This window comes from Tenacibaculum piscium (assembly GCF_021390755.1).
GTDB lineage: Bacteria > Bacteroidota > Bacteroidia > Flavobacteriales > Flavobacteriaceae > Polaribacter > Polaribacter piscius.
Map to the genome: position 1 here is coordinate 322,071 of NZ_JAJGWR010000003.1, position 24,982 is coordinate 347,052.

The following is a 24,982-nucleotide window of genomic DNA, read 5'->3' on the forward strand; positions in this document are numbered from 1 at the left end:
AAATAGTAAATAACGAGCTATAAGTAGTAAGTAGAAAATAAAAATGAGTAGAAAAGACGTATCAAATATACAAGTACAACAACCTAAAAAATCCGACGTTACACACAAACAACATGAGGATTTTATTGCAGGAATACCTCCTTATTTACGAGGTACTTCTCCAACAATGTATCTTGAAAAACCTTGGATAATTCATCAGGAGAGCTTGAAAAAATCAACGAATTCAAACCAAAAAGAAGCCCTAAAAACTCCTGAAATTGAAATCGCCTACGCTTTATCCGAAGGGTTAGAACAGCTACAAAAAAACGTAAAAAAAGGCATCAATATTGATGCTATTGCTCCAAAAATAACCTTCTCTTTTGAAGTTGGCATGAATCATTTTGAAGAAATTGCAAAAATAAGAACCGCTAGAATGTTATGGGCGAAAATTGTACAACAATTTAACCCGAAAGATGCAAAATCATCGATTTTAAACCTACATTGTGAAACAAAAAATGCTTCAAATTTTTCTTTGATTGATGACCAACCTTTTAATAACATCACTCGAACCACTATTCAAGCAATGGCGGCTGCTTTTGGAGGTACGCAAAGTTTACACACACATTCATTCGATCAAGCAACGGCTTTACCAAATGATTTTTCAGCACGAATTGCTCGAAACACACAACTTTTTTTACAAGAAGAAACCCATATCACCAAAACAATTGACCCTTGGGCTGGAAGTTATCATTTAGAAAAATTAACAGAAGATATCGCCCATAAAGCATGGAAATTAATTACCGAAATTCAAGAACTCGGAGGCATTAATAAAGTCAAAAAATAAGCCCAAAAATAAGCCGAAACTATGAAAATACAATTTATCGATAGAAAATCTGGAAACTTAATCACCGAAACACCACCTGGTGAAGGTTTTTTGAAATTATTATATCATAATCCGTTTGGTAAAATGGCACTTTTACCGATCGTGAAACGTAAATTTTTATCCGCTTATTATGGCAAATTAATGGACAAACCGAATTCTGTTACCAAAATTGATGATTTTGTAAAAGAATTAGACATCAATATGAATGAAGCCGAAAAATCAATAGAAAAATATACCTCTTTTAATGATTTTTTCTACAGAAAATTAAAACGTGGCGCACGCCCTATTGAAAACGGATTCGTTTCCCCTGGTGATGGAAAAATGTTAGCTTTTGAAAATATTGCCGATATCAATAATTTCTTTGTAAAAGGACGAAAATTTACCCTAAAAGAATTTTTAGCCGATGATATATTAGCCGAAAAACATGAAAATTCTTCCTTAATTATTTTACGATTAGCTCCGAATGATTATCATCGCTATCATTTTCCGTTTAAAGGAATACCGTCGAAAATGACCAAAATTAAAGGTAGTTATTTCTCCGTTTCTCCCTACGCATTGGCATCGAATTTTACCAAAGTTTTTTGTGAAAATAAACGAGAATATTGCATTTTATCATCCCAAGAAAAAGGAGATATTATTGTAGCTCCTGTTGGCGCTACGATGGTCGGAACGATTATTAGCACCTATCAAAAAGAACAACCCGTAAAAAAAGGCGACGAAATGGGCTATTTTGCCTTCGGTGGCTCAACAATTGTTTTAATTATTGATAAAAATAAACTCAAAATAGATGCCGATATCCTTAAAAATACCAAAAATCATATAGAAACTTTTGTGAAAATGGGCGAAAAAATAGGCGTTTAAAACTTGCTACTTTAACATTTCATTACATTTAAAAATGATGAAAACAGTAACCTTTTAAAACTTTAATCCGTAAATTCGCAGAGTTTTATACTTAGCCAATCATTAGCCAATTTACAGATGAAAAAAATCTTTGACATTCTTTACTCTACTCGCTTAACAGCAGTATTACTTTTAGTATTTGCCCTATCTATGGGAATTGCCACTTTTATAGAAAATGATTTCGGAACACAAACCTCTAAAGCTTTAGTTTACAATACTTGGTGGTTTGAATTAATTATGCTCTTTTTTGTTGTCAATTTTTTTGGAAATATTTTCAGATACCGTTTATACAGAAAAGAAAAATGGTCGGTATTATTATTTCATATTTCTTTTTTATTGATTTTAATTGGTGCAGGAATTACACGCTATATTAGTTACGAAGGTTTAATGATTATTGATGAAGGAGAAACTACCAATACTTTTTTTTCTGATACCAATTACTTAAATGTTATCGTAGATAATAATGCGTTTCAAAAGGAAATCAATAACAAATTATTACTTTCTGCTTGGGGAAATAACTCCGCAGAATTTACCGAAACTTTTCAACCAACAAAAGAAGAAAAAAAGCACGAAATAAACTATAAATTAGTAGATTATATTCCTTGGTCTGAAGAAAAATTAGTGCTAGATGAAAATGGTATTGAGCATTTATTTTTCGTAGAAAGTTCAAGCGGAAGCAGACATGAACATTATATCAAAAGAGGAACTACTCAAAATATTCATAATATTTTGGTTAGTTTTGATGTTAGTAACAACAATGCTTCAGTGAATTTTTTTTATGAAGATGGTAGTTTAAAAATGATCTCTAAAAACAATGGAGAATGGCTTCGAATGGCCGATAAAAAAAGAGGTGAAATTGTAAAAGATAGTGTTCAACAGTTTCAATATTTAACATTACATACTATAAAAGGATTACAATTTGTAATTCCTAAATCGCCTGAAAAAGGTGCTATGCAAACACTTTCAGGAGAAAAAGACAACAAAAAATACGATACTGTTATTTTTGATATTACTGCAAACGGAGAAACTAAAAGAGTTAATTTTTATGGAGGTCAGTTTAATGTAGATAATATTGAAGAATTTAACTTGGGTAAGTTACATTTTAGAGCTTGGTATGGTGCTAAAAAACGACAAACTCCTTTTAATATTAAGTTAAACGATTTTCAATTAGAAAAATACCCTGGATCTGAAAGTGCGGCAGCTTATGCTAGTGAAATAACTGTTATTGATAAAGATGAAACTTTTGATTTTAGAATTTTTATGAATAATATTTTATATCATAAAGGATATAAACTTTTTCAGTCGAGTTATAAAATTGATGGAGAAAATGAACAAACTCATTTATCAATAAACCATGATTTTTATGGTACCTGGGTTACTTATATCGGTTATTTTTTACTATTTTTTGGTTTAATAGTATCTTTATTCATTAAAAATACTCGTTTTGATGACCTTAAAAAATCCTTAGAAAAAATTCGTAATAAAAAAATAAAACTAACGGTAATTGCCGTATTCTTTTCATTGGTTAGTTTTGGTCAACAGGATTCTCATCAACCAAAACAAATTACCGAAGCACAAATAGATTCTATTTTAATTGCGAACAAAGTAAATGACAAACATGCCGATTTATTCAGTTCTTTAGTTATTCAAGATGTTGGTGGACGTATGAAACCCGCACATACTTTTGCTTCTGAATTGGTTAGAAAAGTAGCACATAGTAATAAATTTAAAGATTTAGATCCTAGTCAAATTTTGCTTTCTATTACAGAAAATCCAATGCTTTGGTTAAATGTTCCTTTTGTATATTTAGAAAAAGGAAATACACAAGTTAGAGATCTTTTAGGAATTTCTAAAGAAGTAAAATATGCTCGCTTTATTGATTTTTACAATAAAGATGGTTCTTCAAAAATCAGCAAATTAGTAGTTGCTGCTCAAAAGAAAAAAATTCAAAATAAATTTGAAACAGATATTATAAAAATTGAACGTAGAGTTTGGTTGCTATCACAAGCCTTAGGAGGCGGTATGTTACGTATTTACCCAATTCCTAATGACCAAAATAACAAATGGGTTTCGCAACCAGAAACGCTAGAAGCAAATTTTAAAGGAACAGATTCTGTTTTTGTACGTCAGTCGTTACCTGTGTATTTACAACTGCTACAAGCTTCAAGAAAATCGGGAGATTATACAGAAACCAACAAAGTTTTAGAAGGAATTAAGAAATTTCAACAAAAATTTGGTGCAGAAGTAATTCCTTCAAAAAATAAAATTGATTTAGAAATTTCTTACAACGAACTAAATATTTTTGTAAAAATTTCTAAATACTACGCATATATAAGTTTACTTTTAATTGTATTTGTTTTCTTCCAAATTTTCAACAACAAACCATGGGTAAACTATGTGGTAAAATTATTGATAGGAATTGTAATTTTATTATTTATTTTCCATATTGCAGGTTTAACAATGCGTTGGTATATTAGTGGAAATGCTCCTTGGAGTAATGCTTATGAAGCCGTTATATTTGTTGGTTTAGCCACCATGTTTTTTGGTTTAATTCTAGGGAAAAATTCATCTCTAACAATTGCTGCTACTACTTTTTTGGTGTCAATTATTTTATTTTTTGCACATCAAAACTGGTTAGATCCTGAAATTGCCAACCTGCAACCCGTATTAAATTCTTGGTGGTTGTATGTTCATGTTTCAATAATTTCAGCAAGTTATGGTCCTTTCTTTTTAGGAATGATTTTAGGAGTTTTTGCTTTGATATTAATCATCTTTACCAATAAGAAGAATAAAGATAAAATGGATATACATCTTAAAGAATTAACCATTATAAACGAAATGGCTTTAACTGTCGGCTTGGTAATGCTTACCGTAGGAAACTTTTTAGGTGGTATGTGGGCTAACGAAAGTTGGGGGCGTTATTGGGGATGGGATCCTAAAGAAACTTGGGCGTTAATATCTATTATGGTGTATGCTTTTGTTTTACATATGCGTTTAATTCCTGGATTAAGAGGAAGATATACCTTTAACTTATTCTCAATTATAGCCAATACATCAATTATGATGACTTTCTTTGGTGTTAATTTTTACCTTTCAGGCTTACATTCTTACGCTAGTGGCGATAAAGTAATTACGCCTACATCAGTATATTGCTTTGTTTCTTTTGTTTCTATACTTGGTTTGTTAGCTTGGTTTAAGAATAAAAAATATTATAAAAAATAAACTACTTATTCTTTTAAGATAAAAATGTACTTTTACAAATTGATAAAAAAATAAAAATGTTCAATAAAAATATAAAACTAATTGTAGCTGGATTAATATCAATATGGGCTATTTATGAATTTTTACAAATTCATATAATGAATGGAATTTCGATTCTTTTACTTGCTGGTATTTTCGTGTTTTTTTACTTTAAAAATGAATTTATTTTACTTGCTTTTATGCAATTGCGTAAACAAAATTTTGAAGGAACTAAAAAATGGTTAGACTGTATTAAAAATCCAGAAACGGCATTAATTCCAAAACAAGAAGGATATTTTAATTATCTACACGGAATTATGTTGAGTCAAACAAACATTACACAGGCAGAAAAATTCTTAAAGAAAGCCGTAAAACTTGGTTTAGCAATGGATCATGATTTAGCGATGGCGAAATTACAATTAGCAGGAATTGCCATGACTAAACGTAGAAAAAGAGAGGCAACAATTCTAATGAATGAAGCTAAAAAACTAGACAAACATGGCATGTTAAAAGAACAAATGCAAATGATGAAGAAACAAATGGCTAAAATTTAAGTTTTATTTTGTATTTTTAACATTTAATAAACATATAATGCCAAAAAAAATTGCTTTAAAGTTTTTTGAACGATACGCCTCTAGGTGGATTGTTTTAAGTATTGACATCATTTTAGTCTGTATTTCATTCATACTAGCGTACTCTGTACGTTTTAATGCTAGTTTGAATTTTGATCTTAATCATTTATATTATCAAATTCCTTTTATCGCATGTATAGCGCTTATAAGTTTTCTTATCGTGGGCTCCTACCGAGGTATTGTAAGGCATACAGGAACAAGAGATGCTTTTAATGTTTTTTTAGGCGTTAGTTTACTTTTTTTAACCGCAATTTCTATTGTTTTAATTAATAATTTATTTGCTATCGTTCCTAGTTTTACGATTCCTATATCAATTTTGATTATTCATTATTTGATTTCAATTTTAGCATTAATTATTAGTAGATATATTTTTAAAGCTTTTTTTGAAATGATATCTACTGAACTAAGTAATACTTCAAATGTCCTTATTTACGGCGCAGGAGATTCAGGGTTAGCCACTTACGATGCTCTAAATAGAGAAACAAAATACAGTTATAAAATTATTGGCTTTATTGATGATAATGAAAAAAAGGCAGGAAAAAAGATTAATCAGGTTAATATTTACAATCGTAAAGTTATCAACAAAGAATTTATAGAAAATAAACAGATTGATGAAGTTATTATTTCTATTCAAAATATAAAATCTGAAAAACTACTTTATCTTACAGATACTTTATTTGATTTAGGCGTAAAAGTTAAAATTGTCCCACCTATTTCAAAATGGATTGATGGCGATTTAGAAGCAAATCAAATTAAAACGGTAAAAATAGAAGATTTACTAAACAGAAAACCTATTTCTATTGAAAATCCGATTGTTAAAAAAGACGTAAATAATAAGGTCATTTTAGTAACAGGAGCGGCTGGTTCAATAGGATCCGAAATTTCAAGACAATTAAGTGCTTACCAGCATAAACATTTAGTACTAATTGATCAAGCCGAATCTGCTCTATACGATCTTCAACAAGAACTTATTCAAAAAGGCAGACAAAACATCACTTCTATCGTTGCAGACGTTAGAGATGAAACAAGAATGTCTAAAATTTTTGAACAATATAAACCACAGAAAGTGTTTCATGCAGCAGCTTATAAACACGTTCCTTTAATGGAAATGACTCCTTATGAAGCTGTTAAAATAAACATTGCAGGAACTAAAAATATTGCCGATTTATCCATAAAACACCAAGTAGAACGTTTTGTTATGGTTTCTACGGATAAGGCAGTAAATCCTACAAATGTAATGGGAGCAACTAAAAGAGTTGCCGAAATGTACATCAGTTGTTTAAGTAATGATACAAGTCATCATACTAAATTTACCATTACACGATTTGGAAATGTTTTAGGTTCTAACGGCTCTGTAATTCCTCTTTTTAAACGTCAAATTGAAAATGGCGGTCCTTTAACAGTTACTCACAAAGATATTACACGTTATTTTATGACTATACCAGAGGCTTGTTGCTTGGTTTTAGAAGCAGGAACTATGGGAAATGGTGGTGAAATTTATATTTTCGACATGGGGAAATCTGTAAAAATATATGAAATAGCCAAAAGAATGATTCATTTATCTGGATTAAAATTTCCAGAAGATATTGATATCAAAATAACAGGATTACGCCCTGGCGAAAAACTGTACGAAGAGCTTTTAGCTGATGGTGAAAATACAGCGCCTACCTATCATGAAAAAATAATGATTGCTAAAAACCAAAAAATAAATACTATTTTTATTAGTGATCGGATTTCTAATTTATGTATAACTAATAAGAATCATGATAATCAGAAAACAGTACAATTGATAAAAGAAATTGTTCCTGAATATAAATCTAAAAATTCTATTTATGAAGAGTTAGATACTAAAGTTATTTAATTTCAAAAATTATTATTTTTACTGATTATAATAAAAAAAACATTCCGATATTTTAGTTAAAAAGCTAAATTATCGGAATGTTTTTTTCTGTTTTTAAGGATTAAAATTAACAATATTTAACAATTCTTTCCAATGCCATTCCTCTTGATCCTTTTATCAAAATAGTACTTTCTTTTATAGGATTTTTTTGTAAATATTCTTTTAATACTTCAAAACTTATAATTTTTTGATACTTTTTTTCATATTTTATTTGACACCTTATTTCGGTCTGATTAAAGTTTTCACCTACAAAGAACGCCTTATCAAAATTAAAACTAAGCGTTAAATCAACAATAGCTTGGTGAGCTGTTTTACTATAATTTCCTAACTCAAACATATCGCCTAAAATAACTATTTTTTGTTTTTCTTTCAAGTTATTAAAGCTTTCTAGCGCAACTTTCATGCTCGTTGGATTAGCATTATATGCATCTAAAATAATACTGTTATTTTGAGTTTCAATAACTTGTGAACGATTATTTGACGAAGTATATTTTTCAATAGCTTCTTTAATTTTTTCTTTAGATATCTTAAAATAATGTCCTATTGTGATGGCTGCTGATATGTTTGAAAAATTATAATCTCCTATTAAATTACTTTGTATTTCTAATGATTCGAAAGATAATTTCACATGAGGATTTGCCGTTATAAAATCAATAGATTTTTCAAACAAAACAGTATTTGCATTTTTAGTTTTTTCTATCTGAATAGCATCTTTTGGATTTACAAAAATATTTTTATTGTTTTTGATAAGAAAATCATATAGTTCTGATTTTGCTTTTACAACACCTTCTAAAGATCCAAAACCTTCTAAATGTGCGCTTCCAAAATTAGTGATATATCCAAAATCTGGCGTTGTTATTTCAGTTAAAAAAGCGATTTCTTTAGGATGATTTGCTCCCATTTCAACAATTCCTATTTCGGTTTGGTTTGTCATGGAAAGTAAGGTTAAAGGAACTCCAATATGATTATTTAAATTCCCTCGAGTGGCAATCGTGTTATATTTTGATGATAATACAGTATTAATTAACTCTTTGGTTGTTGTTTTTCCATTGCTACCTGTTATCGCTATAATAGGTATTCCTAACTTTTTTCGATGATAGCTCGCCAAATCTTGTAGTGTTTTTAATACATCTTCCACTAAAATAGTTTTATCAGAGGTTTTAAATGCTATCTCATCAATAATAGCAAATTTAGCTCCTTTTTTTAATGCCTGTTCAGCAAACTTATTTCCATTGAAATTAGCTCCTTTTAAGGCAAAAAATAAGGTGTTTTCTCTAATATTTCGAGTATCTGTATCAACGAAACCATGTTGAATATATAAGGTATATAAATCGGCTATCTTCATAATGTAAAAATAAAAAACCTCATTGAAAGTTCAATGAGGTTTTTTGTATAAAAATTTAATTTTCTATGTTTATTTATCTTGATTTAGTTGAAAATTTTGGCGTTGGTCTCTTACGCTTGTTCAACATCATTGGTCCCATTTTATCAGTAGCACATCTAAATCCGATAAAATTAGTAGCCATATATTCTGGGAAATATCTTCTTTGTGCAGGATCTAACCAGTATTCTCTATCTGCCCAAGCACCTCCTTTATAAACTCTAGATTTATCACTAACTAAAGTTGATCTAGTTTTTGAGTCGTATTTATAATTATTAATTACATTTCCTAAAGAATCTCTATCTGCTTCTGGTTTTTCAGGTGAATTATACATTCTAGACATTTCACCTAATTGTTCCTTATCTAGTTCATAATCTTTTGAAGATGCTTGATCTCCATCTCCTAAACTTGAATTATTTGCTAAATTATAGTTTCTTCTCATGTAGGTATCTTCCTTTGTAATAGGAATAAACTTAACACTACCTGGTAATTCTTTCGGTACGATTCTTCCATTTTCAAGGGTATCGTATTCTATTTCGCCTATTTCATCACCAACAATAACAACTTTACCATTTTGGTCGATTAATTTTTTGGTAAAAATATTTCCTCTAAAATAGTTGAAATCATTTGCTTCAGAATCAATAATAGGACGGTATACATCTTGTACCCATTCAGCTACGTTACCTGACATATCAAATAACCCAAAAGCATTTGGAGGATAACTTGCTACAGCATTTGGAATATCTGATCCATCACTACTCCAACCTGCAATACCACTATAATCTCCTTTTCCTTGTTTAAAGTTTCCTAACTGATCTCCTCTTCTTCTTTTATCTCTATCACGGGTATATTTACCGTTCCAGGCATATTTTTTTCTTCCACGGATATTGTTATACTCACGATTTTCAAAAATTGCTTTTGCAGCATATTCCCACTCTACTTCTGTTGGAAGTCTAAATTTTTGTGCTAAAATACCATCTGAAGAAGTAACTTGTCTTCCTGAAAATTTATCTTTATCAGGTTTAGGAGCTCCTTTTTTTCTTGGTACAGGAAGTCCTTTTTTATAAATTGTAGAATCTCCATCAAACAACGCATACGGATTGGTTAAATACGTATCGGTATCAAAGTTATTTTTACCTCTAAAACTTAATGAATCTTCTTTAAAAATATTTTTGATAACACCTTTATCCATTAATATTTTTAAGTTTACCGCATTGGTACGCCATTTACAGTATTTATTAGCCTGTAACCAGCTAACACCAACAACAGGATATTCTGCATACGAAGGGTGTCTTAAATAACTTTCAGATAATAAATTCGTGTTTCCTAATCCTTTTCTCCAAACTAACGTATCTGGTAAAACAGATTGATAAATATTTTTAAATTGAGGTTCTTCTGGAGGGAAAACATCTTTCGTATATTGCATGAATAAACCATATTCTGCATTTGTAACTTCTGTTTCATCCATATAAAAAGAACGAACGTGCATTTTTTTAGGCGTTGTGTTCCAGTCGAACATAACATCATCTTGCACTAATCCCATAGTGAAACTTCCTCCTTCAATGTGAGTCATTCCTGGGGGTACATCTTTACCTTCTTTATCTTCTCCTTTTATATAACTCCCGTAATCAGGGTCATTAAAGTTCCAACCTGTTAGTGAAGATTTACTTGAACCACCACCGTTGCTTTTACAAGAAGTAATAAACAAAGTAGCGATAACCAATAAACTAAATAATTTTAACGTACTTTTCATGTATTTTTAACTATTTTAAGGCTGGTGCAATTTACAATATTTCTAATTCCTTACAACTAATTTATTTATAAATTGATGTATAATGGGTTTACACTAGCGTAATTATAAAACGACTTTGTTTTATATTTAGTACTACGAAATTAAGAAAAAGATTAAATATTTCACATTAATATGTATTATTTTATAATTAAGGCTTCGTAAATAAACGTAATCTAGCTAAAAATACATAATTTTTATGTAAAAATAGTTAAAAAACAATAACATTATATAATAATTCATTTTTATAGCCGTTTGATTGTGGAGAATAAATCAAAAATTTTTAACTTTTTTTTAAGAATACCATATATTTGCTAAACTAAACAACCAAACTTCACATGAAAAAATTATCATTTTTTTTGTTTTTCACTTTTTTTGCCCTTCAAGTAAAAGCACAAAATTCACAGATTACAACGGCGACTCCTTTTTTATTAATTTCATCTGATGCTCGTGCTGGTGGTATGGGAGATGTAGGAGTTGCAACCTCTGCGGATGCTTTTTCTATTTTTCATAATCCTGCGAAAACAGCTTTTAATAAAAATAAAATAAGCATCGGTTTAAATTATACGCCTTGGTTACGAGAATTAACGAACGATGTTTTTGTAGGAAATTTTTCGTACGTAAATCGATTTAAAGAAACTGCTGCTTGGGGAGTTGATGTTAAGTATTTTTCTCTTGGTGAAATACCACTAAACGAAATAAATAACGGAAAAATAGTAGATTTAGGTTATAAAAACCCAAGTGAATTTGCTATTTCAGGGATTTATTCGATGAAATTAAGTGAAAAATTTTCGATGGGTATTGGCTTAAAATATATTAATTCGAATTTAGATTCTAGTAATAGTGATATTGATGCTGTAAATTCATTTGGCGTAGATGTATCAGGATATTATCAATCAACAGAAAGAAATTACGGAAATTTTAATGGTCGTTACCGTTTAGGTTTTAACATCGCAAACATCGGTCCTAAAGTTGAATACACACCTGGACAAGAACATTTTATACCTACGAATGCTAAATTAGGAGGTGGTTTCGATTTTATTTTGAATAGCAATAATATTGTAGGATTAAACTTAGAATTTACCAAATTATTAGTTCCTTCAAGTAGTGGCGTATCTACTAGAGGTTGGTTTGAAGGAATGTTCACTTCTTTAGGTGATAGAGATTTTAGCGAAGAACTACAAGAAACAACATGGGCATTAGGAGCGGAATATTTATACAAAAATTCATTTGCACTTAGAGGAGGTTATTTTCACGAAAATAAAGAAAAAGGACAACGTCAATTTTTAAGTTTAGGAACAGGTTTTACCGCCAAAGCTTTTACGTTAGATTTATCGTATTTAATTAATACATCAGAAATTAATAATCCTTTAGAAAGTACTTTACGTTTTTCATTGTCGTTTGATTTAGGTGAAATTTATGATGATTATTAAACGTACTTTTTAATCAAATTAACTAATTTTAGTTCAAATATTATTTTATATTACATAAAAAAAGCAGTCTATATTATATAGGTTGCTTTTTTAGTCTGATAATTAAAAATATTGTTTCAATTATTTATGTTTATGTATTTATGGAAAAAATAGAAATCAAAACTTCAGTTACCGTTTATAATAGCCTACCTGAATTATCCGAAGAAGATAAAAACTTAATGAATACTGCAATTTTGGCAAGAGCAAATGCCTATGCTCCGTATTCTAAATTTAAAGTTGGAGCTTCTTTTTTACTAGAAAACGGACAAATAGTATCAGGAAATAATCAAGAAAATGCGGCGTATCCTTCTGGAATGTGTGCCGAAAGAGTCGCTGTTTGGAAAGTTGGTTCGGAATTTCCTGGGATAAAAATTAAAAAACTTGCCATTACTGCCGCTTCTGAAAATGCAATTGTAAATAAACCAATCGGGCCTTGTGGCGCTTGCAGACAAACGCTATCAGAATATGAAATTAATCAAAAAGAACCGATAGAAGTGTTATTTATGGGCGAAATTGGTAAAATTGTAAAAACAACATCGCTACTTTCGTTGCTTCCATTTTCTTTTGATAGCGAATATTTGTAATTTTACCGACCTACAATATTTGAATATCAAGAAAAAATTTAAGAATAACAACACGCTTAAAAAAGAACCTTTTTTTTTGAAAATTAACAATTAAAAGCCTCTTTTTTAAGAAATCTATAATTATAAAAAATAGGAAACTAATTAAAGTGTTTTTCTAATTTAAAATGCTTTACTTGTATCTCTTTATAAAAAGAGTACGAAAAAAACAACCAAAATAATCAAAATGACATCAGCAGTAATTACAGGAACAGGATCATTTATTCCTTCGATAAAAAAGGAAAACAGTCAGTTTTCAGAAAATTTATTTTTGAATGCTGATGGTTCTTCTTTTGATAATACCAATGACATTATTATTGAAAAATTCAAATCAATAACAGGAATTGAACAACGCCGTTATGCTAAAAATGAGTATTCTTCCTCTGATTTAGGCTATTTTGCCGCTAAAAAAGCCATTGAAGATGCCAATATAAATCCAGAAGAATTAGATTATATTATCGTTGCTCATAATTTTGGAGATATAAAAAAAGATACCATTCAAAGTGATATGCTACCGAGTTTGGCAAGTCGTGTAAAACACTTGCTAAAAATAGAAAACCCAAATTGTGTTGCGTACGATATTTTATTCGGATGTCCTGGATGGGTACAAGGTGTTATCCAAGCACAAGCCTTTATTAAAGCGGGAATTGCCAAAAAATGTTTGGTTATCGGAAGTGAAACATTATCAAGAGTTATTGACGCGCACGACAGAGATTCCATGATTTATAGCGATGGTGCAGGTGCCTGTATTTTAGAGGAAAAAGAAAATACTACTAGCGGAATTTTAAGCCACGCTACCCAAAGTTTTACCAAAGAAGAAGCCTATTTTTTATTCTTCGGAAAATCTTTTAATAAAAATTTAAACACTTCTGAAAAAGAGATCCACTACATAAAAATGCACGGACGTAAAATTTATGAATTCGCTCTTACCAATGTGCCAATAGCCATGAAAACAGCTTTAGATAAAAGTGGTATTGAAATTGACGAGGTTAAAAAAATATTTATCCATCAAGCAAATGAAAAAATGGATGAAGCAATTATCAAGCGTTTTTATCGATTGTATAAAAAACCAGTGCCCGAAAAAATAATGCCAATGAGTATCCGTACCTTAGGAAATAGCTCTGTAGCAACCGTACCAACACTCTTAGATTTAGTTTTAAAAGGAAATATCGAACATCAAGAAGTAAAAAAAGGTGATGTTATTATGTTAGCCTCGGTAGGTTCGGGAATGAATATAAACGCTATTGTGTATCGTTATTAAATGAGAAAACTTAAAATTTAAAAAACTTGAAAAAAATCTAAAATCAAATACTTAAAATCTAAAATCTAAGTACTATTTTTGCGTATGCAACAACACAACGTACTTATTTTAGATTTCGGATCGCAATACACACAACTTATTGCACGCCGTGTTAGAGAATTAAACATATACTGTGAAATTCATCCGTATAACAAAATTCCTACAAACTTAAACGATTTTAAAGCCGTAATACTTTCTGGTAGCCCGAATTCTGTTCGTGCAGAAGGAGTCTTACATCCTGATTTATCAGAAATTAGAGGCAAAAAACCTGTATTAGCTGTTTGTTATGGAGCGCAATATTTAGCCCACTTTTCTGGTGGATTAGTAGCACCTTCAAACACCAGAGAATATGGTAGAGCTAATTTATCTTTTGTAAAAAATGGTGAAACGTTCTTTAAAGGAATTTCAACAGGAAGCCAAGTTTGGATGAGCCATTCAGACACTATTAAAAACTTGCCAACCAACGGAGTTTTATTAGCCAGCACTACTGATGTAGAAAATGCAGCCTATAAAATTGAAGGAGAATCAACATATGCGATTCAGTTTCACCCAGAAGTATATCATTCTACCGATGGAAAACAATTGTTACAAAACTTTTTAGTTGACATCGCTGATGTAGCTCAAACTTGGACTCCTGATTCATTTGTTGATGAAACAGTAGCAGATATTAAAGCAAAAGTAGGTAACGACAAAGTAGTTTTAGGATTGTCTGGAGGAGTAGATTCTACCGTAGCCGCTGTATTATTACACAAAGCAATTGGCGATAATTTACACTGTATTTTTGTAAATAATGGACTATTACGTAAAAATGAATATACCGATGTATTAAAACAATACGAAGGTATGGGCTTAAACGTAAAAGGCGTAGATGCTTCGGAACGTTTTTTAAGCGAACTGGCTGGATTAAGTGATCCTGAAGAAAAACGTAAGGCTATTGGTAAAGCTTTTATTGATGTTTTTGATGCTGAAGCAAATCAGATTGAAAACGCAAAATGGTTAGCACAAGGAACTATTTATCCTGATGTTATTGAATCTGTTTCTGTAAATGGAGGACCATCAGCAACCATTAAAAGTCATCATAATGTAGGTGGTTTGCCTGATTTTATGAAACTAAAAATCGTAGAGCCATTACGAATGATTTTTAAAGATGAAGTTCGCCGTGTAGGTGCTTCTATGGGAATTGATAAAGATTTATTAGGGCGTCATCCTTTTCCTGGTCCTGGATTAGCAATTCGTATCTTAGGTGATATCACTAAAGAAAAAGTACGTATCTTACAAGAAGTTGATGCTGTTTTTATCAACGGATTAAAAGAAGATGGATTATATGACAAAGTATGGCAAGCTGGCGCAATTTTATTACCTGTAAACTCTGTTGGAGTTATGGGAGATGAAAGAACATATGAAAAAGTGGTTGCCTTACGTGCCGTAGAAAGTACCGATGGTATGACCGCAGATTGGGTAAATTTACCATACGAGTTTTTACAAAAAACATCAAACAAGATAATAAATAATGTAAAAGGTGTTAACAGAGTTGTGTACGATATCAGCTCGAAACCACCTGCAACAATTGAATGGGAATAAAATTCTTATAACAAAAAACTAGATGAAGAAATTACAATTTTTACTTTTAATTTGTATTTTAACCTTTACCATTTCCTGTGGTCAGCAGAAAAGATACGTGTCTTATAAAGTTCAAAAGGGAGAAACAATGCGAGACATTGCCAAACGATTGAACATGAAAACCAGAGATTTATTACGTTTAAATCCTGATGTTGATAGAAAACCAACTGCCAATACAGTAATCGTAATTCCGAATACGGAAACTAAAAAAGTAATTTCTTCTTCTACTAAAAATAGTAAGAATACCGATGCGCAAAAAGTTAGTACAGATACGAATGAAAAACAGGTAAATCCGTTAAAAGAAAAAGTAACAGAAACACCCGATACAAGTAAATTAGTTTATCAACAAACAGTATATGAATACCAAACACATACCGTAAAGGCTAGTGAAACTGTTTATAGAATCACCAAAAAATATAATATATCTAAGGATGATTTAATTAAATGGAATCCTGATTTTCCTGAAATCAGCAACAATACAATAAGTATTGGTCAGATTTTAAAGGTAAAACCAATTGCAAAAACAATCGCTGTTGATAAAGAAACAATTCTTAAAAACTTTTTAACACATACCGTTAAAACTAAAGAAACGGTATACAGTTTAACACGTTTTTATAATATTTCTAAGGATGCTTTAATTCAATTAAATCCTGAATATCCAGCCTTAAAAAACAATGAATTATCAACTGGTCAATTATTAAAAATAAAACCAATTGAAGCGGTAAACTCAAGCGATAATTACGCTTTTTATAAAGATAATATTAAAGAAGATATCGCCATTAATCTAGCTATTTTACTTCCTTTTAGAGCAAAAGAGTATAGTAATATGACGGCTGTTGATATCTTTAGTCAAGAAAAAAATAGTTCGGCAAAATTAGCCAATATGGTTACTGATTTTTATTTAGGAGCTGAAATGGCTGTCGATTCTATAAAAAAACAACATATTACTGTAAATCTAAACCTTTTTGATACTGGAAATAGAGGCAAGAATATTGCATCAATTTTAGCTAAAAATAGCTTAGAAAATACCGATGTTGTTATCGGTCCTTTTTATTCTGATAAAGCAGAAATTGTTGCTAGTAAAGTAAAGTCTCCAGTAATTTTCCCTCATTTTTCTAGTAATCAGGATAAATTTTCAGGTTCAAAACTTGTTAAAACAGCTCCCGATAAAAATAGTTATACGGATTATTTAATCTCTTATTTGAAAGAAACGTATAATGGAGAACAAATTTTTGTGGTAGGTGATGGAAAAACAGCCTCAAATAGCAAAATCAATAAAATAGTTTCACAATTAAAAACACATGATTCTATTACAAATATTCATGTTTTAAAACCGACAAAAGGTTATATAAAGAGAGCATTATTTACACGTAAAATGACCTCAAAAAAACGTAATTGGGTACTTATCACTTCTGATGATAATGTTGCTATTGCCGATGTTTTAAATAGCATGATTGGAGTTCCTGATAATATAAAGTTACAAGTTTTTGCCATAGAAAAACATAATGCTTACGAAAAATTAGAAAACAATAAATTAGCGAGTGTTAATTTCACCTATGTATCTGATTCTTATGCTGATGATTCTTCAAAAGATGTAACTATTTTCAATAAAAAGTATTACAAAAAAAACAATACAATTCCTTCGGATTACGCCATTAAAGGTTTTGATATTACTTATGATGTTTTAATGAGATTAGCTTCAGGAAAAGCCTTAACAAATACTTTTAAAGAAGGTGTTTCACTTCGTTTGGAAAACAAATTTGATTATCATAAAAAAATGTTTGGAAGCACTAGTAATAAAGGATTGTTTATGGTAAAATATAACAAAGATTTAAGTTTAACCAGACTTAAATAAAGAGTTCAAAATAGTAAAACTTCAACAAGATACATTATAAAAAAAGCGCCCATTTAAAATGGGCGCTTTTTTATTTTATCTAACCATTCTTGATTTTCTAAATACCAAAGAATTGTTTTTTGAATACCTTGCTCAAATTGTAAAGATGGCTTCCAACCCAACTCATTTTTAAGTTTTGAAGCATCAATTGCATAGCGATAATCGTGCCCTGCCCTATCGGTTATATGCGTTATTAAATTATTTGAAGTTCCTGGTTTTCTCCCTAATAAAGCATCTACTTCTTTGATTAAAAGCTTTATTAAATCAATATTTTTCCACTGATTATCGCCACCAATATTATATGTTTCGCCTGTTTTTCCTTGATGAAAAATTACATCAATTGCACTTGCGTGGTCTTCTACATAAAGCCAATCTCTAATATTTTCGCCTTTTCCATAGACTGGCAATGGTTTATTATTACAGATATTATCAATAAATAATGGAATTAATTTTTCTGGAAATTGATTCGCCCCATAATTATTCGAGCAGTTAGAAATTACAATCGGCAAACCATAAGTATCATGAAAAGCTCTTACAAAATGATCAGATGAAGCTTTTGATGCCGAATATGGCGAGTGCGGATCATAAGCAGTTTCTTCAGTAAAAAGACCTGTTTCGGCTAAACTTCCGTACACTTCATCGGTAGAAATATGATAGAATAATTTATCATCAAAATTATCTTTCCAGCTATTTTTGGCATTTTCTAACAGATTTAATGTTCCAAAAACATTGGTTTTCACAAATGAAAATGGGTCAGAAATAGAGCGATCAACATGCGATTCTGCCGCCAAATGAATAACCGAATCTATTTTATAATCTTCAAAAATATTTTTGACTAAAGTTTCGTCACAAATATCTCCTTTGATAAAAGTGTAGTTTAAATTACCTTGAACATCTGTTAAATTATCTAGATTTCCTGCGTAGGTTAAAGCATCTAAATTAATAATTTGATATGTTGGGTATTTATTCGAAAATAATCGAACAACATGTGAACCAATAAATCCTGCACCGCCTGTAATTAAAATACTTTTCATTAAAAGAATTGTTTATAAGATAAGTTTCAAATTTACAATTCTTAAAGTATTAAATTAAAAAGGCGAATCAAAGTTTTCAAACGTTCCTAAAATTTCATCTTTTGCTGATAAAATTATTTTTTCTTGATTTATATTCCAATCGATATTAAGTGTTTTATCATTCCATAAAATACCGTCTTCATGCGAAGGAGCATATTTATTATCTACTTTATACGAAAAAATAGCTTCTTCGGATAAAACCACAAAACCATGCGCAAAACCTCTTGGCACAAATAATTGTTTTTTATTTTCTTCGGATAACAAAACCGTAATATGCTTGCCAAAAGTTGGCGATTTTTTACGTAAATCGACTACAACATCTAATACTTTTCCTTTATTACATCGTACTAATTTTGCTTGTGCAAAAGGTGGTTTTTGAAAATGCAAACCTCTTAAAACGCCAAAAGTAGATTTTGATTCATTATCTTGAATAAAATTAGTCAAGCCTATATTTTCGCTAATATTTGCATTAAATTTTTCTTGATTAAACGATTCGTAAAAATATCCTCTTTCATCTTTAAAAATTTTTGGTTCGATAATAACCACATCAGAAAGTGCTGTTTTGATAAATTTCATTTAAACTTTATTAGCCTTTATTAGTTCTCTTTTACTAAATTTAATAAATACTGTCCGTAGCCGTTCTTTTTTAAGGGTTCGGCAAGTTCACGCACTTTTTCTTTTGAAATATATCCCATATATAAAGCTATTTCTTCTAAACAAGCTACTTTTAAACCTTGTCGTTTTTCGATGGTTTCAATAAACTGACTTGCCTCTAATAACGAATCGTGTGTACCTGTATCTAGCCAAGCGAAACCACGTCCCATAAGTTGAACTTTTAGTTGTTTATCTTCTAAATATTGTTGATTTACAGACGTTATTTCTAATTCACCTCTTTCTGAAGGAACTACTTTTTTTGCTATTTTAATAACATTATTCGGATAAAAATACAAGCCAACAACGGCATAATTTGACTTCGGATTCTCTGGTTTTTCAATAATTGATATTGCGTTACCATTATCATCAAAATCAACAACTCCATAGCGTTTTGCATCTTTTACATAATAGCCGAAAATAGTTGCTTTTTTATCATTTTGAACATTATTTATTGCCGAAGCTAACATTTCTGGCAATCCGTGACCGTAAAAAATATTATCGCCTAAAATTAAACAAACATCATCGTTTGCTATAAATTCTTCACCAATAATAAAAGCTTGTGCTAAGCCATCTGGAGATGGTTGTTCTGCGTATTTTAGAGTGATTCCTAAATCGCTTCCATCGCCTAATAATGTTTTGAAGTTAGGTAAATCGGTTGGGGTTGAAATTATTAAAATTTCGGTGATTCCTGCAAGCATCAAAACCGATAACGGATAGTAAATCATCGGTTTGTCATAAACAGGAAGTAATTGTTTTGATACACCTTTTGTTATCGGATATAAGCGTGTTCCTGATCCGCCTGCTAAAATTATGCCTTTCATTTTTTTATGATAATATCGTCTAATTTATAAAAAATAAGCTCAAGAATTACCTTGAGCTTATTTTTTATATACTTTATTTCTATTTTTTTAGTAATTATTTTTTCAATAATTTATGGACAGCTTCTTGAATTCTGTTTCTATCATCAGCTGTTAAATTAGAACCTGAAGGCAAACATAATCCATCATTAAATAATTTTTCTGATACATCAGTTCCGTAATAATCCGTATTTTCAAAAACAGGTTGCAAATGCATTGGCTTCCATAAAGGACGAGATTCTATATTGTCTTCTAATAAACTTAATCTTAAATCTTCTCTAGAAAACCCTGTGATAGTTTGATCAACAATAATGGCACTTAACCAATGATTTGAATAATAATCTTTAGTTGGTTCTTTAAAAACAGTTATCCCTTCAATATTTTTAAATAAACCTTGATAAAACTCATTGTTAGCTCTTCGATAACCGATATGTTTATCTAAAACTTCCATCTGCCCTCTACCAATACCTGCTACAACATTACTCATTCTGTAATTATAACCTACTTCAGAATGTTGATAATGTGGGGCATCATCTCTTGATTGTGTTGCTAAAAAGATGGCTTTTTGTTTGTTTTTTTCTGATTTACAAACTAAAGCACCACCTCCTGATGTGGTAATAATTTTATTTCCGTTAAACGATAATATTCCAAAATCGCCAAAAGTTCCACATTTTTGACCTTTATAAGTAGCTCCTAATGCTTCGGCGGCATCTTCAATTAAAGAGATACCATATTTTTTTGAAACTGCTAAAATTTCATCCATTTTTGCAGGCATTCCATATAAATGAACCACAATAATAGCTTTTGGTTTTTTACCTTTTGATATTCCTTTTTCAATAGCTTCTTCTAATGCTATCGGACACATATTCCAAGTATCTTTTTCACTATCAATAAAAATAGGATTTGCACCTTGATATTTTATAGGATTTGCTGATGCTGAAAATGTCATACTTTGACAAATAACTTCATCATTTAAGCCAACTTCTGATAATATTAAAGCTAAATGTATTGCAGATGTTCCTGAAACTAAACAAGCAACATTTGAATTTTCACCGATATAATTTTCTAAATCTTTTTCAAATCCGTTTACATTTGGTCCTAGTGGCGCTATCCAATTAGTATCAAATGCTTCTTGTACGTATTTTTGTTCTGAACCTCCCATGTGTGGAGAAGATAGCCAAATTTTATCCATTATTTTTTTCTTTATATTTTATAATTCTACCTGGACTCCCAACAACAACTGCATAATCAGGAACATCTTTAATAATTACAGTTCCTGCACCAATAGTAGCCCATTTTCCTATTTTAACACCAGGGATTACAATAGCTCCTGCTCCAATATGAGTTCCTTCTTTAATTAAGACAGCTCCTGTTATTGTTGCGTTTGGTGATATATGAACATAGTTTTCAATAATACAATCATGTTCTATAATTGAACCTGTATTAATAATACAGTGTTTTCCTATTTTAACATCAGCATTAATAACTGCTGATGGCATTACGACAGTACCTTCTGCTATTTTTGCTGATTTTGAAACAGTAGCTGTTACATCAATTAAACTTATAAATTTTATATTTAATTTATTTGCTATTTTTTTTCTAATTTCATTATTTCCTATTGATATAATAAAATTTTCTGTGTCAACTGATTTTATTTCTACTGATTTTATAACCGAAATATTATGTAACACTTCTAATTTTGGATTATCATCAACAAAGGTAAGTACCTCAATATTGTTATTTATCGCAATATCTTTAATTACCTTTCCATGACCACTAGCACCAAATAAACAAATTTTTTTATTCATTACCTAAAAACTTTGTTGTAGTAGCTTCTCCTTCTTTACTAATTCCTTCTGATTTAAATACTTTTAAAAAGGTTTTAAAAAATATTTTCACATCTGAAATAAAAGAAAGGTTATCTACATATTTAACATCATATTCAAATTTTTTCTTCCAACTAATTGCGTTACGCCCATTTATTTGTGCTAAACCTGTTATACCTGGTCTTACATTATGTCTTCTTTGCTGACTTTTACTATATAATGGCAAATATTCTATTAATAAAGGCCTTGGACCTATTAAACTCATATCCCCTTTTAAAACATTTAATAATTGTGGAAGTTCGTCTAATGATGTTTTACGAACAAAATTACCAACTTTTGTTAACCTAAGTTCATCTGATAATAAATTTCCTTCATTATCTTTCTTATCATTCATTGTTTTAAACTTAATAACCTTAAATATTTTTTCTTTTTTACCAGGTCTTTGTTGAAAGAAAAAAGGTTTTCCATTGTTGTAAATGCTCAATAAAATTAACACAATTATAAATATTGGACTTAGTAAAACTAACGCCACTAAAGCAATTAGAAAGTCGAAAACACGTTTAATATAGTTTTTATACATTATTTAATTCTTGTTTAAATGTTTACCTAAAGCTTTAATCCTGTAACAATATCTGCAAATTGAGCACAAAGAATACTTTTATCGTATTTTGTTTCTGCTAAATTTCGAGAATTTTGAGACATTATTTCTCTCTCTTTTATATTATTTTTTAAGAATATAATCTTATCAGCTAGCTCTTGAGGATGTTTAGGGTTTGCATAAAGTCCACAATTATATTTTTCTACTAAATCTTTTGTCCACCCTGCCGAATTTACAAGTATAGGTTTTCCTGCAGATAATGAATCGAATAATTTATTTGGTGAATTTGTATATAAAATAGGTAAATCTAAAAAACTAACTATTGAAACATCACAAAAATTGACAATTTCAGCCGTTTCACTCATTGCAAATCTTCCTAAAAACTTAACATTTGTTAAATTGTTAGATTCACATTCTTTTATCAAATCTGCCTCTGTAGCACCACCACCTATAAAGATAAACTCAATTTCATTATTATCTTTTAAAAGTTTTGCTGTATTTATAATCGTGTGTGCACCATTTGCAAGACCTAAAGCACCAAAGTGAATCACTTTAAATGACTCTTTTTTTAAATTAAGGCTTTCTAATAATTTAAAATTTTTTTCTCTAGGGAAAAAAGCATCTATTTTAGCCATATTAGGAATCATAGATACCTTTTTTTGACTAACAAATTTTAAAACTCCTTTTTCCATTCCTGGAGAAAGTGCTATAATATGTAATGCTTTTTTGTATATTATTTTTTCAAACCCAATAGCTAATTTTTGTAAAAATTTATTATTTAAACCCCCCATTTGAATAGGTACTTCAGGCCATAAATCTCTAACTTCAAAAAGATAAGGGATTTTCTTAAAAAACTTTAATACCAATGCTGGAAAACCGATAGTTAAAGGCGTAGATGTTGCGATAACTAAATCAACATTTTTTACTTTAAGAGCTACAGATGTAGACTTAATCATAAAGCTAAAAAATGATTTTAACCTTGTTATTATACTCATTTTTTGATTATAAGGTACCTTTAGGTAAATTACATCAATTCCATCAATATTTTGTTTTTTTACTTTTTCTTCAATCTGACTACTTGTTGTTAACATAGTAACAGAGTGTCCTTTCTTTAAAAGTTCTTTCGCTATCCAATAAGACCTAGTTCCTCCTGGCTCTTTAGGTGTCTTAAAGTATTGGTGTATATATAATATATTCATTTTAGCTTATTGTATTATTAAAATTCTATATGTTTTTTTAGCAATTTATTTTTTGACTAACTGCTCTCTATAGATTCCAATCATTTGTACTACATTTTCTTTCCAATCATATAGTTTCTTAACTTTTTCTCTACCTGCTTTTCCCATTTTTTGTTGAAGTTCTTTATTAAACAGAAGCTTTTCCAATGCTTCAACTGTTTTATTAACATTTTTTACTGGTACTACAATTCCTGTAACACCATCTTCAACAACTTCAGGAAGCCCTCCTACATTAGAAACAATCACAGGTTTTTCACAAGCTGATGATTCTACAACTGCTACCCCAAAGCTTTCAGCAAAAGAAAGGAAAACAGCAATTGAAAGCATATTATGATATACTGGTACTTTATCAAAAGGTATATTACCCGTAAAAATAACTTTTTCTGATATTTTTAATTCCTTTGTTAAATCTTTTAAACTTTTATCTAAGCTACCACCACCAACAATTAATAGTTTTAATGGTAAATTTTTATGTTTATCTGAAACAACTTGAAAAGCCCTTATTAAGTATTCAATACCATATATCTCTTCTAATGTTTTTATTGTTCCAATAACAATATCATCTTTATCAAATAAAGTTTGACCTTTTTTTAATTCGAATTTATTTGTATCAATACCAAAAGGGGTTACTGCTATTTTTTTTGAGGTATATAAGTTTGTCTCCTCCCTCATAACATAAGATGTTGAAAGAATTTTATCTGCTTTTTTTAAATTATATTTAAGAATGCTTTTATGAATAAAAGATTTCTTAGGAAAACTAAAAACATCAGTACCCCATACTGATAATATAAAAGGTGAAAAATTACACAATGCCCCTAAAAGGCCATAACTAGAAGCATAATGTGCGTGTAAAATATCAGGTTGTAATGTTTTTATTATCTTTTTTAATTTAGGAAGTACTTTTAAATATTTAATTTTAGCTAAAGCACCTTCATTTCTTGTTATTTGAAGCGTATTATCGTAAATATTTATTTCAGGATATTTTTCATAATCTGTAACTTCACATTTATTTAAACTAAAAACAGTAATATTCAAACCTTTATCAGCTAAAGAAGTAGCCCATTTTATAGTATGAGGATTATTACAGTTTGATAATAATAGTATTTTCATAATTATTTATGATTAA

The 24,982-nt window shown here is 29.8% G+C and carries 19 protein-coding genes and 1 pseudogene; 10 read left to right on the forward strand and 10 right to left on the reverse strand.

Annotation, left to right across the window (positions count from 1 at the left end; all coding sequences use genetic code 11):
* Positions 1-43 precede the first annotated feature (43 nt).
* The 5 genes and pseudogenes from L0U72_RS07760 to L0U72_RS07780 all read left to right on the forward strand — a co-directional run.
* Positions 44-811 (forward strand): annotated as a pseudogene (locus L0U72_RS07760) (methylmalonyl-CoA mutase family protein); the annotation flags it as partial.
* A gap of 33 nt (positions 812-844) precedes the next feature.
* The gene (gene asd, locus L0U72_RS07765) at positions 845-1,723 is read left to right on the forward strand and encodes an archaetidylserine decarboxylase (protein ID WP_101916770.1); all 879 of its coding nucleotides are present in this window, start codon (positions 845-847) and stop codon (positions 1,721-1,723) included.
* Positions 1,724-1,840: 117 nt separating this feature from the next.
* Complete coding sequence (gene ccsA, locus L0U72_RS07770) at positions 1,841-4,984, forward strand: cytochrome c biogenesis protein CcsA (protein ID WP_233898813.1); 3,144 nt, start codon at positions 1,841-1,843, stop codon at positions 4,982-4,984.
* Positions 4,985-5,040: 56 nt separating this feature from the next.
* The gene (locus L0U72_RS07775; protein ID WP_233898814.1) at positions 5,041-5,556 is read left to right on the forward strand and encodes a DUF2892 domain-containing protein; all 516 of its coding nucleotides are present in this window, start codon (positions 5,041-5,043) and stop codon (positions 5,554-5,556) included.
* A 37-nt stretch (positions 5,557-5,593) separates the two neighbouring features.
* Positions 5,594-7,495 carry a polysaccharide biosynthesis protein gene (locus L0U72_RS07780; protein WP_233897335.1) on the forward strand — a complete coding sequence of 634 codons (1,902 nt, stop codon included), beginning with the start codon at positions 5,594-5,596 and terminating at the stop codon, positions 7,493-7,495.
* 106 nt (positions 7,496-7,601) lie between these two features.
* Here the strand turns inward: L0U72_RS07780 and L0U72_RS07785 are convergent, their stop codons facing one another.
* Positions 7,602-8,879 (reverse strand): UDP-N-acetylmuramoyl-tripeptide--D-alanyl-D-alanine ligase, encoded by a 1,278-nt coding sequence (locus L0U72_RS07785; protein WP_233898815.1) that lies wholly within the window; start codon positions 8,877-8,879, stop codon positions 7,602-7,604.
* Positions 8,880-8,952: 73 nt separating this feature from the next.
* Complete coding sequence (gene gldJ / locus L0U72_RS07790) at positions 8,953-10,668, reverse strand: gliding motility lipoprotein GldJ (protein ID WP_233883691.1); 1,716 nt, start codon at positions 10,666-10,668, stop codon at positions 8,953-8,955.
* 374 nt (positions 10,669-11,042) lie between these two features.
* On the opposite strand from gldJ, the gene porV reads away from it, so the two are divergent.
* The 5 genes from porV to L0U72_RS07815 all read left to right on the forward strand — a co-directional run bounded on the left by porV (position 11,043) and on the right by L0U72_RS07815 (position 17,571).
* Positions 11,043-12,137 carry a type IX secretion system outer membrane channel protein PorV gene (gene porV, locus L0U72_RS07795; protein ID WP_101916776.1) on the forward strand — a complete coding sequence of 365 codons (1,095 nt, stop codon included), beginning with the start codon at positions 11,043-11,045 and terminating at the stop codon, positions 12,135-12,137.
* Between the two features lie 140 nt (positions 12,138-12,277).
* The gene (gene cdd / locus L0U72_RS07800) at positions 12,278-12,760 is read left to right on the forward strand and encodes a cytidine deaminase (RefSeq protein ID WP_233883692.1); all 483 of its coding nucleotides are present in this window, start codon (positions 12,278-12,280) and stop codon (positions 12,758-12,760) included.
* Positions 12,761-12,983: 223 nt separating this feature from the next.
* Positions 12,984-14,057: a 3-oxoacyl-ACP synthase III family protein gene (locus tag L0U72_RS07805; protein ID WP_101916778.1), complete on the forward strand. Its 1,074-nt coding sequence runs from the start codon at positions 12,984-12,986 to the stop codon at positions 14,055-14,057.
* Between the two features lie 84 nt (positions 14,058-14,141).
* Positions 14,142-15,677, forward strand: coding sequence for a glutamine-hydrolyzing GMP synthase (gene guaA / locus L0U72_RS07810; protein ID WP_233861333.1), 1,536 nt, complete (start codon positions 14,142-14,144; stop codon positions 15,675-15,677).
* Between the two features lie 22 nt (positions 15,678-15,699).
* Positions 15,700-17,571, forward strand: a complete 1,872-nt coding sequence (locus tag L0U72_RS07815) for a LysM peptidoglycan-binding domain-containing protein (RefSeq protein ID WP_233883694.1) — start codon at positions 15,700-15,702, stop codon at positions 17,569-17,571.
* Positions 17,572-17,624: 53 nt separating this feature from the next.
* On the opposite strand, the gene rfbB is transcribed toward L0U72_RS07815, so the two are convergent.
* The 8 genes from rfbB to L0U72_RS07855 form a co-directional block, all read right to left on the reverse strand.
* Positions 17,625-18,644, reverse strand: coding sequence for a dTDP-glucose 4,6-dehydratase (gene rfbB, locus L0U72_RS07820; protein ID WP_233898816.1), 1,020 nt, complete (start codon positions 18,642-18,644; stop codon positions 17,625-17,627).
* A 54-nt stretch (positions 18,645-18,698) separates the two neighbouring features.
* Positions 18,699-19,259, reverse strand: a complete 561-nt coding sequence (rfbC, locus tag L0U72_RS07825; RefSeq protein ID WP_233898817.1) for a dTDP-4-dehydrorhamnose 3,5-epimerase — start codon at positions 19,257-19,259, stop codon at positions 18,699-18,701.
* Between the two features lie 20 nt (positions 19,260-19,279).
* Positions 19,280-20,158, reverse strand: coding sequence for a glucose-1-phosphate thymidylyltransferase RfbA (gene rfbA, locus L0U72_RS07830; protein WP_233898818.1), 879 nt, complete (start codon positions 20,156-20,158; stop codon positions 19,280-19,282).
* A 94-nt stretch (positions 20,159-20,252) separates the two neighbouring features.
* Positions 20,253-21,389 (reverse strand): DegT/DnrJ/EryC1/StrS family aminotransferase, encoded by a 1,137-nt coding sequence (locus L0U72_RS07835; protein WP_233898829.1) that lies wholly within the window; start codon positions 21,387-21,389, stop codon positions 20,253-20,255.
* The gene (locus tag L0U72_RS07840) at positions 21,379-22,002 is read right to left on the reverse strand and encodes an acetyltransferase (protein ID WP_233897330.1); all 624 of its coding nucleotides are present in this window, start codon (positions 22,000-22,002) and stop codon (positions 21,379-21,381) included. Before L0U72_RS07840 ends, L0U72_RS07835 begins: the two co-directional genes overlap by 11 nt.
* Positions 21,995-22,600, reverse strand: a complete 606-nt coding sequence (locus L0U72_RS07845) for a sugar transferase (protein ID WP_233898819.1) — start codon at positions 22,598-22,600, stop codon at positions 21,995-21,997. The genes L0U72_RS07840 and L0U72_RS07845 overlap by 8 nt, the downstream gene beginning before the upstream one ends.
* 26 nt (positions 22,601-22,626) lie before the next feature.
* Positions 22,627-23,817: a glycosyltransferase family 4 protein gene (locus L0U72_RS07850; RefSeq protein ID WP_233898820.1), complete on the reverse strand. Its 1,191-nt coding sequence runs from the start codon at positions 23,815-23,817 to the stop codon at positions 22,627-22,629.
* Between the two features lie 45 nt (positions 23,818-23,862).
* Positions 23,863-24,966, reverse strand: a complete 1,104-nt coding sequence (locus L0U72_RS07855) for a glycosyltransferase family 4 protein (protein ID WP_233897328.1) — start codon at positions 24,964-24,966, stop codon at positions 23,863-23,865.
* Positions 24,967-24,982 lie beyond the last annotated feature (16 nt).